Annotated in this window: 13 protein-coding genes; 5 read left to right on the top strand and 8 right to left on the bottom strand. The window is 62.8% G+C overall.

Annotated elements, in window-relative coordinates:
- Positions 1-61 precede the first annotated feature (61 nt).
- From GBJ34_RS02010 to typA, 3 genes are all read left to right on the top strand, one after another.
- A complete protein-coding gene (locus tag GBJ34_RS02010; RefSeq protein WP_151717580.1) occupies positions 62-676 on the top strand; it encodes a YitT family protein in 615 nt (204 codons plus the stop codon).
- Positions 677-803: 127 nt separating this feature from the next.
- The gene (locus tag GBJ34_RS02015) at positions 804-1,415 is read left to right on the top strand and encodes a YitT family protein (protein WP_151717581.1); all 612 of its coding nucleotides are present in this window, start codon (positions 804-806) and stop codon (positions 1,413-1,415) included.
- A 75-nt stretch (positions 1,416-1,490) separates the two neighbouring features.
- Positions 1,491-3,308, top strand: coding sequence for a translational GTPase TypA (typA, locus tag GBJ34_RS02020; protein WP_151717582.1), 1,818 nt, complete (start codon positions 1,491-1,493; stop codon positions 3,306-3,308).
- 149 nt (positions 3,309-3,457) lie between these two features.
- Here typA and GBJ34_RS02025 read toward each other — a convergent pair whose 3' ends face one another.
- Complete coding sequence (locus tag GBJ34_RS02025; protein WP_151717583.1) at positions 3,458-4,252, bottom strand: class II glutamine amidotransferase; 795 nt, start codon at positions 4,250-4,252, stop codon at positions 3,458-3,460.
- 177 nt (positions 4,253-4,429) lie between these two features.
- On the opposite strand from GBJ34_RS02025, the gene GBJ34_RS02030 reads away from it, so the two are divergent.
- The gene (locus GBJ34_RS02030; RefSeq protein WP_151717584.1) at positions 4,430-4,888 is read left to right on the top strand and encodes an Lrp/AsnC family transcriptional regulator; all 459 of its coding nucleotides are present in this window, start codon (positions 4,430-4,432) and stop codon (positions 4,886-4,888) included.
- A gap of 155 nt (positions 4,889-5,043) precedes the next feature.
- On the opposite strand, the gene GBJ34_RS02035 is transcribed toward GBJ34_RS02030, so the two are convergent.
- The 3 genes from GBJ34_RS02035 to recA form a co-directional block, all read right to left on the bottom strand.
- Positions 5,044-5,334 carry a DUF1330 domain-containing protein gene (locus GBJ34_RS02035; protein WP_151717585.1) on the bottom strand — a complete coding sequence of 97 codons (291 nt, stop codon included), beginning with the start codon at positions 5,332-5,334 and terminating at the stop codon, positions 5,044-5,046.
- A 3-nt stretch (positions 5,335-5,337) separates the two neighbouring features.
- A complete protein-coding gene (alaS, locus tag GBJ34_RS02040) occupies positions 5,338-7,998 on the bottom strand; it encodes an alanine--tRNA ligase (protein WP_151717586.1) in 2,661 nt (886 codons plus the stop codon).
- Between the two features lie 156 nt (positions 7,999-8,154).
- The gene (recA, locus tag GBJ34_RS02045) at positions 8,155-9,228 is read right to left on the bottom strand and encodes a recombinase RecA (RefSeq protein ID WP_151717587.1); all 1,074 of its coding nucleotides are present in this window, start codon (positions 9,226-9,228) and stop codon (positions 8,155-8,157) included.
- 270 nt (positions 9,229-9,498) lie between these two features.
- Here recA and GBJ34_RS02050 point away from each other — a divergent pair, with 270 nt between their 5' ends.
- Positions 9,499-10,110, top strand: coding sequence for a hypothetical protein (locus GBJ34_RS02050; protein WP_151717588.1), 612 nt, complete (start codon positions 9,499-9,501; stop codon positions 10,108-10,110).
- Here GBJ34_RS02050 and GBJ34_RS02055 read toward each other — a convergent pair.
- The 4 genes from GBJ34_RS02055 to guaB form a co-directional block, all read right to left on the bottom strand.
- Complete coding sequence (locus GBJ34_RS02055) at positions 10,107-12,440, bottom strand: hybrid sensor histidine kinase/response regulator (protein ID WP_151717589.1); 2,334 nt, start codon at positions 12,438-12,440, stop codon at positions 10,107-10,109. The genes GBJ34_RS02050 and GBJ34_RS02055 overlap by 4 nt on opposite strands.
- Positions 12,441-12,529: 89 nt before the next feature.
- Entirely contained in the window at positions 12,530-13,684 is a 1,155-nt protein-coding gene (locus tag GBJ34_RS02060) for an RsmB/NOP family class I SAM-dependent RNA methyltransferase (protein WP_151717590.1), read from the bottom strand.
- 4 nt (positions 13,685-13,688) lie between these two features.
- On the bottom strand, positions 13,689-14,426 hold the full coding sequence (locus GBJ34_RS02065; RefSeq protein WP_151717591.1) for an SDR family NAD(P)-dependent oxidoreductase: 738 nt from the start codon (positions 14,424-14,426) through the stop codon (positions 13,689-13,691).
- Complete coding sequence (guaB, locus tag GBJ34_RS02070; RefSeq protein ID WP_151717592.1) at positions 14,426-15,874, bottom strand: IMP dehydrogenase; 1,449 nt, start codon at positions 15,872-15,874, stop codon at positions 14,426-14,428. Before guaB ends, GBJ34_RS02065 begins: the two co-directional genes overlap by 1 nt.
- Positions 15,875-15,958 lie beyond the last annotated feature (84 nt).

Genomic DNA, 15,958 nt, shown 5'->3' on the forward strand with positions numbered 1-15,958 from the left:
GTCGCCCCTTTGCAATCACAGCGGGTCTTGCACGGCGTGCGGCCGCATGGAACAAGGCACCATGACCGAGATCATCGCTGAAAACCCCGCAAGACATGGCCTGCTGGATGACGCGCAGGGCCTGGCCTATGGCGCGACCATGGCGGCCTTCGGCATCGTGATGCTGACCCATCTGGGGCTTGTCACCGGGCAGACCGCAGGGCTTGCCGTGCTGATCTCCTATGCGACAGGCTGGGGCTTCGGGCCGGTCTTCTTCGTGCTGAACCTGCCCTTCTACTGGCTTGGCTATCGCCGCTTCGGCACGGCCTTCGTGGTCAAGACCTTCATCGCGGTGGCGGCGCTTTCGGTGCTGAGCCAAGTGCTGCCACATTACATCCGCTTCGATCTGCTGAACCCCGGCATCGGCGCGGTGCTGATCGGCTTCATCTCCGGCTCCGCACTGCTGGCCCTGTTCCGCCATGGCGCAAGCCTTGGCGGCGTCGGTATTGTGGCGCTGTGGTTGCAGGACCGGACCGGCTTCAAGGCGGGCTGGACGCAGCTCTCGTTCGATCTGGTCGTCTTTGCCCTGGCGCTGACGCTGCGCGATGTGCAAACCGTGGCCTGGTCCTTTCTGGGGGCGGTCGTCCTCAATCTGGTCATCACCTTCAACCATCGGCGCGACCGCTATATCGCCTGAAGGGTCGCGGCCGGAACTGAGCCAGAGCATGACGCGACCTGGACCAGATCCAGCCATTCGATACGCGCAGACCTGACATGCGCAATCGGCATGAGGATTCAGCGCTGCAATGCGGCAAAATAAGGTCATGAGCACTGACCTTTCAATCCCCCGCTATTCCTGGATCGAAGACCTGCAAGGCCTTCTGGTCGCCACGACCGAGGCCGCCCTCGGGATGCATCTGCTGCGCGCGGCGGGCTTGATTACAGGTGGCACCGCAGGGCTTGCGCTGCTGATCTCCTATGCATCGGGCTGGGGATTCGGCCTCGTGTTCTTTCTGGTCAACCTGCCCTTCTACGCCTTTGCCTGGATGCGCAAGGGCCGTGGTTTTGCCGTGAAAAGCCTCGTCTCGGTCACCGCGGTATCGCTGTTGGCCGAGGCCATGGCCCCCTTCGTGCCGGTGGACGGCATCCACCCCGCCGCCGCCGCCACCCTGTTCGGCGTGGTCTGCGGCGTGGGGCTGCTGGGGCTGTTCCGCCATGACAGCAGCCTGGGCGGCGTCTCCATCGTGGCGCTGATCCTGCAAGACCGCCTTGGCATCCGTGCGGGCTGGATCCAACTTGGCTATGACCTGAGCCTGTTCGCCGTGGCGCTTGCCGTGCTGCCCGCCGACCGGGTGCTGTGGTCGGCGCTTGGCGCGTTGATCCTGAATGCGATCATTGCCATGAATCACCGGCGCGACTGGTATGTCGTGACCTGAATCCCGTTTCCGCTGGCATTTCCGCCCTGCCTCCTGTAAGGCGCGCCCGATACCAGATAGAAAGAGACACTCCCGATGGAGCTTCGCAATATCGCGATCATCGCACACGTTGACCATGGCAAGACGACGCTGGTGGACGAGCTGCTGAAACAATCCGGCACCTTCCGCGAAAACCAGGCGACCACCGAACGCGCCATGGACAGCAATGACATCGAACGCGAGCGCGGGATCACCATCCTTGCGAAAGCGACCTCGGTGGAGTGGGAAGGCACCCGCATCAACATCGTCGACACCCCCGGCCACGCCGATTTCGGCGGCGAGGTGGAGCGCATCCTGAACATGGTGGATGGTGTGGTGCTGCTGGTGGACGCGGCCGAAGGCCCGATGCCGCAAACCAAATTCGTGACCTCCAAGGCGCTTGCCCTTGGTCTGCGCCCCATCGTGGTGCTGAACAAGGTCGACAAGCCCGATGCCGAGCCGGACCGGGCGCTGAACGAGGTGTTCGACCTCTTCGCCAATCTGGGCGCGGATGACGATCAGCTTGATTTCCCGGTGCTTTATGCCTCGGGCCGCTCCGGCTGGGCTGATGCGGATCTCGATGGCCCGCGCAAGGACCTGAACGCGCTGTTCGAACTTGTCGTGCGCCATGTGCCCGCACCCAAGCAGCTGGCCCGCGCCGAAGAGCCCTTCCAGATGCTGGCGACCACACTGTCGGCCGACCCGTTCATCGGGCGCATCCTGACCGGCCGTGTCGAGGCAGGCACCCTGAAAGTGGGCGCGACGTTGAAGGCGCTGACCCGTACCGGCGAGCGTATCGAGCAATTCCGCGTCACCAAGATCCTCGCCTTCCGCGGCCTGTCGCAACAGCCGATCGAAGAGGCGGTGGCCGGTGACATCGTGACCATCGCCGGCATGACCAAGGCCACCGTGGCCGATACGCTTTGCGATCTGTCGATCGAAACTGCCCTGCCCGCCCAACCCATTGATCCGCCGACCATCTCGGTCACTTTCGGCATCAATGACAGCCCACTGGCCGGCAAGGATGGCAACAAGGTGCAAAGCCGCGTGATCCGCGAGCGCCTGCTGCGCGAATCCGAGGTGAATGTTGCGATCAAGGTTGAAGACACCCCCGGTGGCGAGGCCTTCGTTGTGTCTGGCCGCGGCGAGCTTCAGATGGGTGTGTTGATCGAGAACATGCGCCGCGAAGGGTTCGAGCTGTCGATCTCGCGCCCGCGTGTGATCTTTGCCGAAGAGAACGGCGTGCGGATGGAGCCGGTGGAAGAGGTCATCGTCGATGTCGATGACGAATATTCCGGCGCGGTCATCGAAAAGCTGACCGGCGAACGCAAGGGCGATCTGGTCGAGATGAAACCGGCAGGCGTCGGCAAGACCCGCATTGTGGCCCATGTGCCCTCGCGCGGACTGATCGGCTATCACGGCCAGTTCATGACTGATACCCGTGGCTCGGGCGTGCTGAACCGGATCTTCCATGGTTGGGTGCCGCATAAGGGCCCGATCCAGGGCCGTCGCCAAGGCGTCATGATCTCGATGGAGAATGGCGTTTCGGTGTCTTACGCGCTGTGGAAGCTGGAAGATCGCGGGCGTTTCTTCATCGGTGCGCAGGAAGCCGTCTATCAGGGCATGATCCTGGGCGAGCACAACCGCGACAACGATCTGGAAATCAACCCGATCAAGGGCAAGCAGCTGACCAACGTCCGCGCCTCTGGCACGGATGAGGCAGTGCGCCTGACCACGCCAGTGCGGATGAGCCTTGAGGAATCCATCGCCTATATCGAGGATGATGAGCTGGTCGAAGTGACGCCGAAATCCATCCGGATGCGCAAGCGCCACCTTGACCCGCATGAGCGCAAGCGCGCCAGCCGTCTGGAGTGATGCAGCGGGCGTTGAGCCCTGCATTTGAAGCGGTAACGGGGGGCCAGCCCCCCGCACCCCCTTGGATATTTTCAGACAGAAAATAGAGAAGACCTAATACAAAAGGCGGAAGGGTTACCCCTTCCACCTTTTGTATTAGCGAGATCAGGTCAGGCAGCAGCGGCCAGACGGCAGGGCAGGAAAGGTTCCACCGTAACGCGCTCGCCCTCAAAGGTGCAAAAACTGGCGGCCGGGATTTCAAGCCAGTCATCCTCGCCGGTCTCCAGCGGCTCTGATACCACTGCACGGCCCTGACGGGTGGCGGACCAGCGATGATAAAGGCTTGGAGCGAGGTTGTCGGTGGCATAGCGCATGGCATAAAGCCGCGTGCCATCGGACATTGCCACCGTCAGCCGCAGATGCGGGGCCTCCCCCTTGTCGCGCGCCAGCCGGATGAAACTTGCCGCCGCGCGCTCCATCGCGCCGCGCGGATCGTGATCCAGCCCTTCGGCAACGGCGGCCAGAAACAGCGCCTCACTGTCGGTAGCCCCTTTGCGATACGGATAAAGCGCATCGGGGATCAGCATATCGGCATAGCGGCGGAAGCTGTCATAGCCGCCGACCTGCCCGTTATGCATGAAGCTCCAGCGGCCCCAGGTGAAGGGGTGACAATTGTTGCGGCTGGTGGCAGTTCCGGTGGACGCCCGCACATGCGCCAGAAACAGGCCGGATTTCACCGTTGCCACCAGACTGCGCAAATTCGGATCGCTCCAGGCCGGCATGACATCACGATAGAGACCAGGTTCCGGCCGGTCGCCATACCAGCAGATACCGAACCCGTCGGCATTGATCGCCGTGCGGCATTCGGTGGCACCATGGCTTTGATGGATCAGCGAATGCTTCGGCAGGCTGACGATATCTTCCAGATAGATTGGTGCGCCGATATAGGCGGCCCAACGGCACATCAGCGCCCCCTTGCGGCCAAAGCCGCCCCGTTTGCTGCCCGCTTGCCCACCATGCCTCACCTGCAATCGTTTCGTGTTGATTGCCATCCATTCTACAGGATGTCGCATGGAAATGAATACGGAATGAATGGGCGGGGTCGCTTGCCAGCGGGACGATTTCCCTTGATACTGTGAAACATGGAGAAACTTGACCATCTTGATCGCCGCATCCTGACCATCCTGCAGACTGATGCCGCGCTGTCGCTGGAGGAGCTTGGCGACCGTATCGGCCTGTCCCGCAACGCAGTCTGGCGGCGCGTCAAGGCATTGGAGGAGATCGGGATCATCCGCGCCCGCGTGGCGCTGCTGGATGCAGAAAGGCTGGATCTTGGCCTGACCGTGTTCATGATGATCAAGGCCGAACGCCACACCCCGGACTGGCTGGATCGCTTTACCCGCGCCACGCGCGACATGCCGCAGATCCTGGGGGCCTACCGCATGACGGGGGAACTCGATTACCTGATCCGCGCCCGCGTCGCCGATGTGAAGGCTTATGACCGGCTTTACAAGGATCTGATCGCGCGGGTCGAACTGCATGATGTCTCCGCCAGTTTCGTGATGGAAGAGATCAAGGAGACGACCGCGCTGCCGGTTTGACGCTGCGGCGACCTGAGGCGCGGCAGATTTGAGGCGCGGTCGGTCCTGGGGGATGCCAGGCTAATGCACCGGCGACCTGAGGCAAAGTTGGTTGACGCCTGAAATGACAAACGGGGCCGCCCTGAGGACGGCCCCGTTTTGTCATGAGGAAAGCCTCAGGCGCTTTCTTCGACCACGACCAGATCGCGCACGCTGGCCCCTTTGGCATGGGCCAGCGCCGCCTGGTATTCTGCGCTGTGATAGCAGTCCACCGCTGCCTCCAGCGAGGGGAAGCGCGCCACCACATTGCGGGCGCGGTCATTGCCCTCCAACTGGACATAGCGTGTGGCGCGGGCGAGGAAGACCCCGCCATGCGCGGCAATCGCGGGCCCGGCACCAGCAGCATATTTGCCATATGCCTCGGGGTCGGTCACTTCGACATGGGCAATCCAAAGGGCGGTCGGCATGGTTCAAGCTCCCATTGCGGCTTCGGCGGCGGCGATCGCCTGATCCGCCAGTGAAATATCTGCGCCCCCGGCCTGTGCCATATCGGGGCGGCCGCCGCCGCCCTTGCCGCCAAGCGCCTCGGCCGCAGCCTTGACCAGCGTCACTGCCGACAGACGGTCGGTCAGGTCGGCTGTCACGCCCGCAGCAACGGCGGGTTTGGCACCAGTATCGGCAATCAGCAGCACCGCGCCCGAGCCTAGCCGCGCCTTCATCTCGTCGATCAGGCCGGGCAGATCCTTGCCGGACACCCCGTTCAACACCTGGGCGATGAACTTGATGCCGTTGATTTCCTTGGCTTCCGGCCCACCGGATTTGCCCCCCATCGCCAGTTCGCGGCGCAACTGCGCCACTTCGTTTTCCAGCTTCTTGCGCTCATCCAGCAGGGATTTCGCGCGATCCGCCAGATCCGGTGCGGGCACTTTCAGCACGGCTGCAACATCGGCCAGAAGCCGCGCCTGCTGCGCCATATGCGCCATGGCGGCAGCCCCGGTCAGCGCCTCGATCCGGCGCACGCCGGACGATGACGCGCTGTCCGACAGCAGCACGAAAGCCCCGACTTCGCCCAGATTGCGGACATGGGTGCCGCCGCACAGCTCGATCGAATAGGTATTGCCGTCATTGCCCTTGCCGGACCCGCTTTGGCGCCCCATCGACACCACGCGGACCTCTTCGCCATATTTCTCGCCAAACAGCGCCTGCGCGCCAAGCGCGCGGGCATCATTGGGCGACATCAGCCGGGTTTCCACCGCGCCATTCTGGCGGATATAGCCGTTCACCTCGGCCTCGACCGCCGCAAGTTCCTCGGGCGACAATGCCTTGGAATGGGCGAAGTCAAAGCGCAGACGGTCGGCCGCATTCAGCGAACCGCGCTGTGCGACGTGATCACCCAGATGCGCCCGCAGCGCCTCATTAAGCAGGTGTGTGGCGGAGTGGTTGGCACGGATCGCCTGACGGCGGGTGTGATCCAGTTCCAGCTTGGCGGGCTGGCCCTTGGCCACCGCCCCCTCAACGATTTCAGCGACATGCAGGACGATGCCGGCAATCTTGCGCGTATCGATCACCTTCGCCAGACCGGTATCGGTGCGGATCCAGCCCTGATCGCCGACCTGACCGCCGCTTTCGGCATAGAACGGGGTCTGGTTGACCACGATGTTCAGCGTGGCCCCCTTGACCTCATCGCTGGAACCGATGGCCGCGCCATCCTTCACAATCGCCAGGATCTGGCCTTCGGCCACCTCGCCATCATAGCCAAGGAATTCGGTCGCGCCGTGCTGTTCGGCCAGTTCGAACCAGATCTTGGCGTCTGCCGCCTCGCCCGACCCGGCCCAATGGGCACGGGCCTTGGCGCGCTGCTCTTCCATCGCATCGTCAAAGCCCGCGACATCAACCGCAAGGCCCTTTTCGCGCAGCGCATCCTGCGTCAGATCAAGCGGGAAACCATAGGTGTCATACAGTTTGAAGGCCACAGGGCCGGGCAGATCGGCACCCTCGGGCAGTTCCGACAATTCCTCATCTAGAAGCTTCAGCCCGCGCTCCAGCGTGGTGCGGAACTTGGTTTCCTCAAGGCGCAGGGTCTCTTCGATCAGGTTCTGCGCGCGTGTCAGTTCGGGATAGGCATTGCCCATCTGCCGCACCAGCGCCGGGACAAGCTTATACATGCTCACATCGCGGGTGCCGAGCATGTTGAGGTGGCGCATCGCGCGGCGCATGATCCGGCGCAGCACATAGCCGCGCCCCTCATTCGAGGGCATGACGCCATCGGCAATCAGGAACGAGGTCGAGCGCAGGTGATCGGCCACCACGCGATGATGCACCTTGCCGGGGCCGTCCGGGTCGTTCGATGTCAGATGCGCCGAGGCCTCGATCAGACTGCGCATCAGATCGGTATCGTAATTGTCATGCTTGCCCTGCAGCAGCGCGCCGATCCGCTCCAGCCCCATGCCGGTATCGATCGACTGCATCTCCAGCTCGATCATGGAGCCGTCTTCGAACTGCTCGTTCTGCATGAAGACGTTGTTCCAGATCTCGATGAAGCGGTCGCCATCTTCATCAGCAGATCCGGGCGGGCCGCCCCAGATATGCTCGCCGTGATCGTAGAAGATCTCGGTGCAGGGGCCGCAGGGGCCGGTCGGCCCCATCTGCCAGAAATTGTCCTTGGTCGCGATGCGGATGATCTTGTGATCGGCAAAGCCGGTCACCTTCTTCCAGATCTCGGCCGCCTCGTCATCTGTATGGTAAACCGTGACCAGCAGCTTGTCTTTCGGCAGACCGAAATCCTTGGTCAGCAATTCCCAGGCAAAGTTGATCGCGCCTTCCTTGAAGTAATCGCCAAAGCTGAAATTGCCCAGCATTTCAAAGAAGGTATGGTGGCGCGCAGTATAGCCCACATTGTCGAGGTCATTGTGCTTGCCGCCCGCGCGCACGCATTTCTGCGCGGTGGTGGCACGGACATAGTCGCGCTTTTCCACCCCGGTGAAGCAGTTCTTGAACTGCACCATGCCGGAATTGGTGAACATCAGCGTCGGATCGTTGCGTGGCACCAGCGGGCTGGAGTCGACGACCGTGTGACCGTTGCGGTTGAAGTAGTCGAGGAAGGTCGACCGGATGTCGTTCAGCGACGGCATGGCGAAAAGGCTCCGCTTCTGTGCCCGGGGGCGGAAAATCTGCCGTTTCGTTTAGCCTTGGCCGCGGGCCATGTCCACCATTGCAAGCCGGCACAGCCATGAAAAAGGGTGCCCCGGAAGAGCACCCTGATTCAGATCGCTTCGATCAGAATGTGATCAAACGTCGACCACGTCTTCTTCCTGGCCCCCTTCGGCCATATGGAAGTCCAGCCCATTGGCAGCGCGGATCTTGTCCTCGATCTCCAGCGCGACCGAAGGGTTGGCCTTCAGGAAGGATTTCGCATTCTCGCGGCCCTGCCCGATCCGCTCATCGCCGTAGGAATACCAGGAGCCGGATTTCTCCACCACACCGGCCTTCACACCGATATCGATCAACTCCCCGGTTTTGGAGATGCCCTCGCCATACATGATGTCGAACTCGACCTGTTTGAAGGGCGGCGCGACCTTGTTCTTCACCACTTTCACACGGGTGGAATTGCCGACAACCTCATCCTTTTCCTTGATCGCACCGATGCGGCGGATATCGAGGCGGACCGAGGCGTAGAATTTCAGCGCATGACCGCCGGTCGTGGTCTCCGGATTGCCGAACATCACGCCGATCTTCATGCGGATCTGGTTGATGAAGATCACCATGCAGTTGGATCGCCCGATAGAGGCGGTCAGCTTGCGCATCGCCTGGCTCATCAAGCGGGCCTGGGCACCGACGGTCGCGTCGCCCATATCGCCCTCGATCTCAGCCTTGGGGGTCAGTGCCGCAACCGAGTCGACCACGACAAGGCTGACCGCGCCGGAGCGCACCAGCGTATCGACAATTTCCAACGCCTGTTCGCCGGTATCGGGCTGGCTGATCAGCAATTCATCAAGATTGACGCCCAGTTTCTTGGCATAGGCCGGGTCCAGCGCGTGTTCGGCATCGACAAAAGCGCAGACCCCGCCCTTCTTCTGTTCTTCGGCCACGACATGCAGCGTCAACGTCGTCTTGCCGGAACTTTCCGGGCCGTAAATTTCAATAATCCGCCCCTTTGGCAGACCACCGATGCCAAGCGCGATGTCAAGCCCCAGCGACCCGGTCGAGGTTGCCTCGATCTCCATCGCGGGGTTGTCGGCACCGAGTTTCATGATTGAACCCTTGCCGAACTGCCGTTCGATTTGTGCCAGCGCGCTTTCCAGCGCCTTTTGCTTGTCCATGTCGCGCTTTCCGTTCAGATCGAAGAGGGTTGCCGTCGCCATTATTCGCGGTCCTTATCCCATAGCCGCCCCGGTGCCGCAATGCCACCCCGGCCTGTCCACGCCAGATGTTCCCATCTTGTTCACTTTATATGCGATCAAAACAAGAACATTCAATCCTTTTCTGCATGAGTCCAGCTTTCGGGCAATGAGGTTAAGATTTCGTTCACGACAATCGGCTTTCGTGTCGAAGTCGCCTGCCATCACCGACGAAAATGACTTGAGTTCGCCCTCGCCCGGGTGTCATTGGAGATCAGGCAGCAAGAGGCGATCATGCTTGTATTTTGGCATCAGCATTTGACGATGCTGGCGACCCCGAAGACCGGAACCACGGCGATCGAGGCGGCACTGGAGTCGATGGCGCATATGGCGATCCAGCGGCCGCCGCAGCTGAAGCATACATCGGTGCGCAAATACCATCGCTTTATCGGGCCCTGGTTGGAGAGTGTTGCCGGCCGCCCTTTCACTGTGATTGCCACCATGCGTGAGCCGCTGGATTGGCTTGGCAGTTGGTATCGATACCGCCAACGCGAAGATATGGGGGATGCACGCAAGAGCACGGTTGGCATGAGCTTTGACGAATTTGTCCGGCTTTATTGCTCTGACAGCCCTCCGCCCGCGGTCGCCGTCGGGTCTCAGGCCCAGTTCCTGCGCGCCAAGCCTGACAAGTCGGGCGACAAGGGATTGGACCACCTGTTCCGATACGAGGACATACAGGCGCTGATCAACTTTCTGGAGAACCGGCTGGATTGCGAAATCCTTTTGCCCCGCCTTAATGTCTCGCCCAGCCTGCCCATGGATCTGGAACCCGCGACCGAACGCCTGTTGCGCCGCACTGCCTCGGACGATTTCGAGCTTTATGACCGGCTGTGCCAGCGGGCCTAGTGAAGCTGGTCCTGAACGGCATCGGTCAACGCCGAAAGCGAGAATGGCTTGGGCAGGAAGATCGAGTTCGGAATTCGGGCCTGGTGTTCCGCCAGACAATCCTCTGCATAGCCAGAGACGAAGATCGTTCGCACATTCGGGCGCGTTTCCAGGGCCTTGCGCACCCAGCCCGGACCATCCAGCCCCGGCATCACGACATCCGTCACAAAGATATCGATGTCGAGCCTTGGATCCTCCAGGGTCTCCAGCGCGGCCTCGGCGCAATCGGCCTCCAGCACGGTGAAGCCCCGCAGCCGCAAGGCGCGCGAGGCGAAGGCGCGCACCGGGGCCTCATCCTCCACCAGGAGAACGACGCCACCCTCAGTGCGGCGACGGTTGCGGCGCGGCGCGGGGGTGGCTTGTGGCTGAACCTCGTCAGAATTGGTATTGATCGGAAAATAGAGGTGGAAGGTCGTGCCTTTCTCCGCCTCGCTGTCAATGAAGATGAAGCCGCCGGATTGCTTCACGATGCCATAGGCCGTGGAAAGTCCCAGCCCGGTCCCCTCGCCGACGCGTTTGGTGGTGAAGAATGGCTCGAACACCTTGTGTAGCTGATCCGGCGGGATCCCGCAGCCGGTATCGCTGACCCGGATCACCGCATAGGCCCCAGGCGGCACCACGGCCTTGTCGCGCCGATACTCATCGCTCAGGGCAAGCGCCTCGGTCTCCACCCGGATCGTGCCGCCCTCTGGCATCGCATCGCGGGCGTTCACCACCAGATTCATGATGACCTGTTCCAGTTGCCTTTTATCGACCCGGATCGGCCCAAGATCGGGTGCATGAGACAGGCGCAGGCTGACCTTCTCGCCGATCAGCCGGTTCAAAAGATCTGTCAGATCCGACAGTACCTCTTGCAAATCGAGCCGTTCGGGCTTGAGCGTCTGCTTGCGCGAGAAGGCCAGCAATTGCCCAACCAGACCCGCCGCACGATTGGCATTCTGGCGGATCTGTTCAAGATCGGCATATTCTGGATCCACCGTGTCATGGCGCAACAACAAGAGGTCGCAATGGCCGGAAATTGCGGTCAGCAGATTGTTGAAGTCATGGGAAATGCCGCCTGCAAGCTGCCCGATGGCCTGCATCTTCTGGCTTTGGGTGAACTGCGCCTCAAGCGTTTTCAGCGCGGTTGCATCGTTCAACACCGCCAATACCACCGTGCGCCCCTGCTCGACGATCCGGCGCAGCGAGACCTGAAAGAACAGATCAGCCTCGCGGTTGCGCAGACGCAGCACTTCCGCCCCGGGCGGAATGCGGGCGGCGGCGATATCGGCCAGCCAATCAGCCACGGGGCGCCCGAGCCCTTCAAAGACCTCGTGGAACGCGGGGGCCTCCTGCGTGCCAATCTCCAGCACCTCGCGGGCCGCACGATTGGCCACGCGCATCATGCCATCGGGTGCGAACTTGATCAGGGCGACCGGAACATGTTCAAAATCTGCCGAAGCATGATCGTCAAGATTGGCCTGCGGCACTGGCAACAAATAGATCTCGCGCCGCTCGCCGGGGCCTTCCACCTCTGCAAGCATCGCGCGGACACGGCCATTGGCGGTGCCAACCTCCACTTCCTCCCCCGAACGCAGGGTGGATGTTGCAAAAATCCGGTCAAGATGGCGCGGCCGCAAACCGACCAGCCGCCGCATCGCCTCATTGCTGAACAGGATGACACCGGATTTGTTGGCAACCAGCATCGGCAGGCTGAGCGCCTCTGCCCCCCGGCCAGAGCCACGATCCTGAAACTCCTCCAACCGCCAGAGGAAATGCGCGCCGCCGATCCGATGCACCGCGAGCCGCACCTGCCCGCTGCGTGTCACCAGATCCTCACGCGCGAAGCCCTGCACCATGGCGCGGCTTTGCAGGCGATACAGCACAGAGGCCGGGCTGGTGAAATGGTCCTGCAGCGCGCCGATCAGCGTCATGCCATCCTGATGGCCAAACCGATGCCGCGCGGCGGCATTCTGAAAACCAATTCGGCCCGATGCATCCGTCGAAAAGCACGCGGCGCTGTCATGCCCGGTCAGCGCCAGCAGATTATGTTCCAGCCGTCGATGTCGGGCACGGTCAAACCAGACCAGCCCCCGCACCACCAAGACCAACATGCAGAGCGTGATCCCGATCGCCCCTGCGGTGTCGCGCATCGCCCGATCCGGTGCGAGCATAACCGCCACAGCGGCGCAGATCGCCGCCACCAACACCAGCCAGACATGGTCGCTGATCCCACGCGCGGTGGCGAAAACTGCCTGTTCCAACCCTGTGCTGCGCCATTTCTTCGGCCCAGCCACCGTCTTGCCCGCCATTCACGCCTCCGGGAATCACCCAAGACCATTCGGCACGGAAAAGGTTAATCAGCCTTTAATCGCAGAATGGCCGGGAAAGGCGAGAAATTTCAATCTTTAGTTGATCTCCGCAGAACCGCGACAAAGAAGCCATCGCCCCCATCCAGCGGGGTCAAGCGGCGTTGCTGCACCAGATCCCAACCGCCTTGACGCGCCTGAAACGCGGTGATCTGCGCGCCGTTTTCGGCCGCAAGCAGCGAACAGGTCGCATAGGCCAGCACGCCTCCCGGCGCGACCAGACGCGCCGCATGGTCAAGGATCTCGGCCTGAACCTGCAACAGCGCGGCAAGCCTTGCCTCGGTCAGCAGCCATTTGCCCTCGGGTGCGCGGCGCCAACTGCCAGATCCCGAACAGGGCACATCGGTCAGCACCAGATCATACGGCCCCTTCGGCGCGTCGATCAGCGTGACCTTCGCCCCGGCGCGGCGCGCCCGCGCGGGCAGATCGCGCATCCGGCGCGAATCCGCATCATGCGCGAACAGCTTGAGCCGCGCGCGCGCTGCCATCGCCAGCGTCTTGCCGCCGCCGCCCGCACAGTAATCCAGCACGCGGATCCCGTCGCGCAGCGGCAGCGCGTCGATGACGGCCTGCGAGGCGGCATCCTGCAGTTCCACGACCCCGTCGGCAAAGGCGGTGCTGGCGGCAATCTTGCGCGCCCCCTCCACCACTTGCAGCGCGGTCGGCGACAACGGATGCGGCTCTGTGTCGATCCCCTCATCAGCGAGCATCGCCATGGCTGAGTCAGGCGTGGCACGCGCGATGTTCACCCGCAGGAAGACCGGCGCACGGTGGCGCATCGCCTCGGCAATGGCTGCAAAATCCGCCCCCAGATCGGTCCGCAACTGTGACACCAGCCAATCCGGCAGATCCGTCGCCGCGGCGGCATCTGGCGAATGGCCTGTATCGGTGTCGCGAAGCGGCGCCGGGGCGTGGCCCTCACCTGTAAACAGGGGGACCGGGTCCTGCCCGGTGGCACGCAAGCCGCCAAGGATCAGCCCGCGCCCGGTTTCCCCACCGCCAAGCGCCGCATAGCTGCGGCGGCAGCGCAGCGCGTCAAACACCAGATCGCGGATCGCGTTGCGATCCCCCGAGCCAGCAAAGCGCGAGGCGCGCGCCCAATTGATCAGTGCCTGTTCGGCGGGGCTGCCGGCCAGGATGCGGTCAAGGATCTGCATCGCGGCAGAAAGGCGCGCGGCCGGGGTCATGGCATCACCCCTTCTTTTCCTGCAACAGATTGCCGCCATCGACGACCAGCGTGACCCCGTTCACATAGGATGCCCCCCTGGATGCCAGAAAGGACACGCAGGCCGCCACTTCTTCCGGTGTGCCGGCCCGGCCCATCGGCGATTTGCGGGCCGCCGCAAATTCGCCGCGCTGCGTGGCCTCGGTCGCGATCCAACCCGGAGCCACCGCATTCACCGTCACCCCGTCCTTCGCAACCTCCAGCGCCAGCGTATGGGTCAGGCCGACCATCGCGGCCTTGGCCGCCGAATAGGCCGAACTGCCAGTGACCGAAACCAGCGGCCCGGTAACCGAGGCCATCATCACCACCCGACCAAAGCCGCGCGCGATCATGCCCGGCAGGAAGGCGCGGGTCACCAGAACGGCGGTGGTCAGCGACAGGTCGAACTCGCGCCGCCATGTCTCGGGGTCAGAAACTGCAAAGGCACGGATCTTCTGTGGCGCGCCCTGCATCCCCATGCCGGCATTATTGACCAGAATATCGACCGGCCCCAGATCAGCCAGCCGATCCACCACCGCCGGATCGGTCAGATCGCCCTGAAAGGCTGTGACAACAATGCCTTCGGCCTGCAGCTCTGCTGCGCGGGCATGGATGCGCCCCGAGGCTCCGGCAATGAGGATTTCATGCCCCGCCGCCGCAAGGGCACGGGCGCAGGCGAGGCCAATCCCGCCTGCCGCCCCGGCTCCGGTGACCAGCGCACGCATCAGCCGATCCGATAGTTCGGGCTTTCGCGGGTGATCTGCACGTCATGGACATGCGATTCCTTCAAGCCAGCCCCGGTGATGCGCACGAAATTGCAATTGGCGCGCATCTCGGCCACGGTGCGGTTGCCGGTATAGCCCATGGCCGCGCGCAGACCGCCGACCATCTGGTGGATGACGGTCGCGACAGAGCCCTTATAGGGCACCTGCCCCTCGATCCCTTCCGGCACCAGCTTGTCGGAGGCCGCATCCTTCTGGAAGTAACGGTCGGCCGAGCCGCGCGCCATGGCGCCAAGACTGCCCATGCCGCGATAGGATTTATACGAACGCCCGTTCCACAGGATCACCTCGCCGGGGCTTTCATCCGTGCCGGCAATGGCCGATCCGACCATGGCGCAAGAGGCACCGCCCGCAATCGCCTTGGCAAAATCGCCCGAGAACTTGATGCCGCCATCGGCGATCACCGGAATGTCGCCCGCGGCGGTCGAGGCATCCATGATTGCGGTCAGCTGCGGCACGCCCACGCCGGCCACGATCCGCGTGGTGCAGATCGAGCCCGGGCCGATCCCCACCTTCACTGCGTCCGCCCCGGCACCGATCAGCGCACGGGTGGCCTCGGCGGTGGCCACATTGCCCGCAATCACCTGAACCTTATTCGACAGCTTCTTGATGCGCTCCACCGCGATGGCCACGCCCTCGCTATGGCCATGGGCGGTGTCGATCACCACCAGATCCACGCCCGCCTCAATCAGCGCCTGACTGCGCTCAAAGCCCGCATCCCCCACGGTCGAGGCCGCAGCTACCCGCAGGCGGCCCATCTCATCCTTGCAGGCATGGGGGTTCAGCACCGATTTCTCGGTATCCTTCAGGGTCAGCAGCCCGGTCAGCTTGCCACCGGCATCGGTGACCAGCAATTTCTCGATCCGGCGCGCTTTCATCAGGCTGATCGCCTGGTCACGGTCGACCGGCTCGCGCAGCACTGCCAGATTGTCGGCGCTCATCATCACCGAAACCGGGGTCTTGTCATCGGATGCAAAGCGCATATCGCGGTTGGTCACGATCCCCACGACGCGCCCCTCGGCGTCCACCACCGGGAAGCCGGTGATATTGTAGCGTTCCATCAAGACCTTGGCATCCGCCAGCGTCTGTTCGGCGCGCAGCGTGATCGGGGCATAGACCACGCCGGATTCGAACCGCTTCACCCGGCGCACTTCGCGGGCCTGCGCCTCGATATCCAGATTGCGGTGAATCACCCCGATCCCGCCCGATTGCGCCATGGCAATCGCCATGCGGCCTTCCGTCACCGTATCCATCGCGCTGGACAGCAGCGGGATGTTCATACGGATCGCCTTCGTCACGAAGGTCGAGGTATCGGCATCGGAGGGCAGCACATTACTCGCCGCCGGAACCAGAAGCACATCGTCAAAGGTGAGGGCCTCGCGAATCTCCATGGGAGCCTCCTGAACGGGTCAATGGATGGGATCGTTTGGCGCTTCCCCTTTTCACGGGGCGCGCGTCAGTGCAAGCGGAATCGC

The organism is Gemmobacter serpentinus, assembly GCF_008973825.1.
In the GTDB taxonomy this organism is placed as follows: Bacteria; Pseudomonadota; Alphaproteobacteria; order Rhodobacterales; family Rhodobacteraceae; genus Gemmobacter; species Gemmobacter serpentinus.

Coding starts and splice junctions, on each gene's coding strand:
- alaS (WP_151717586.1), bottom strand. CDS start 7,998: ATGCCGTCGCTGAACGACATCCGGTCGACCTTCCTCGACTACTTCAAC.
- GBJ34_RS02060 (WP_151717590.1), bottom strand. CDS start 13,684: ATGACCCCGGCCGCGCGCCTTTCTGCCGCGATGCAGATCCTTGACCGC.
- GBJ34_RS02050 (WP_151717588.1), top strand. CDS start 9,499: ATGCTTGTATTTTGGCATCAGCATTTGACGATGCTGGCGACCCCGAAG.
- GBJ34_RS02055 (WP_151717589.1), bottom strand. CDS start 12,440: ATGGCGGGCAAGACGGTGGCTGGGCCGAAGAAATGGCGCAGCACAGGG.
- guaB (WP_151717592.1), bottom strand. CDS start 15,874: ATGGAGATTCGCGAGGCCCTCACCTTTGACGATGTGCTTCTGGTTCCG.
- recA (WP_151717587.1), bottom strand. CDS start 9,228: ATGGCGACGGCAACCCTCTTCGATCTGAACGGAAAGCGCGACATGGAC.
- GBJ34_RS02015 (WP_151717581.1), top strand. CDS start 804: ATGAGCACTGACCTTTCAATCCCCCGCTATTCCTGGATCGAAGACCTG.
- GBJ34_RS02010 (WP_151717580.1), top strand. CDS start 62: ATGACCGAGATCATCGCTGAAAACCCCGCAAGACATGGCCTGCTGGAT.
- GBJ34_RS02065 (WP_151717591.1), bottom strand. CDS start 14,426: ATGCGTGCGCTGGTCACCGGAGCCGGGGCGGCAGGCGGGATTGGCCTC.
- typA (WP_151717582.1), top strand. CDS start 1,491: ATGGAGCTTCGCAATATCGCGATCATCGCACACGTTGACCATGGCAAG.
- GBJ34_RS02025 (WP_151717583.1), bottom strand. CDS start 4,252: ATGTGCCGTTGGGCCGCCTATATCGGCGCACCAATCTATCTGGAAGAT.
- GBJ34_RS02035 (WP_151717585.1), bottom strand. CDS start 5,334: ATGCCGACCGCCCTTTGGATTGCCCATGTCGAAGTGACCGACCCCGAG.
- GBJ34_RS02030 (WP_151717584.1), top strand. CDS start 4,430: ATGGAGAAACTTGACCATCTTGATCGCCGCATCCTGACCATCCTGCAG.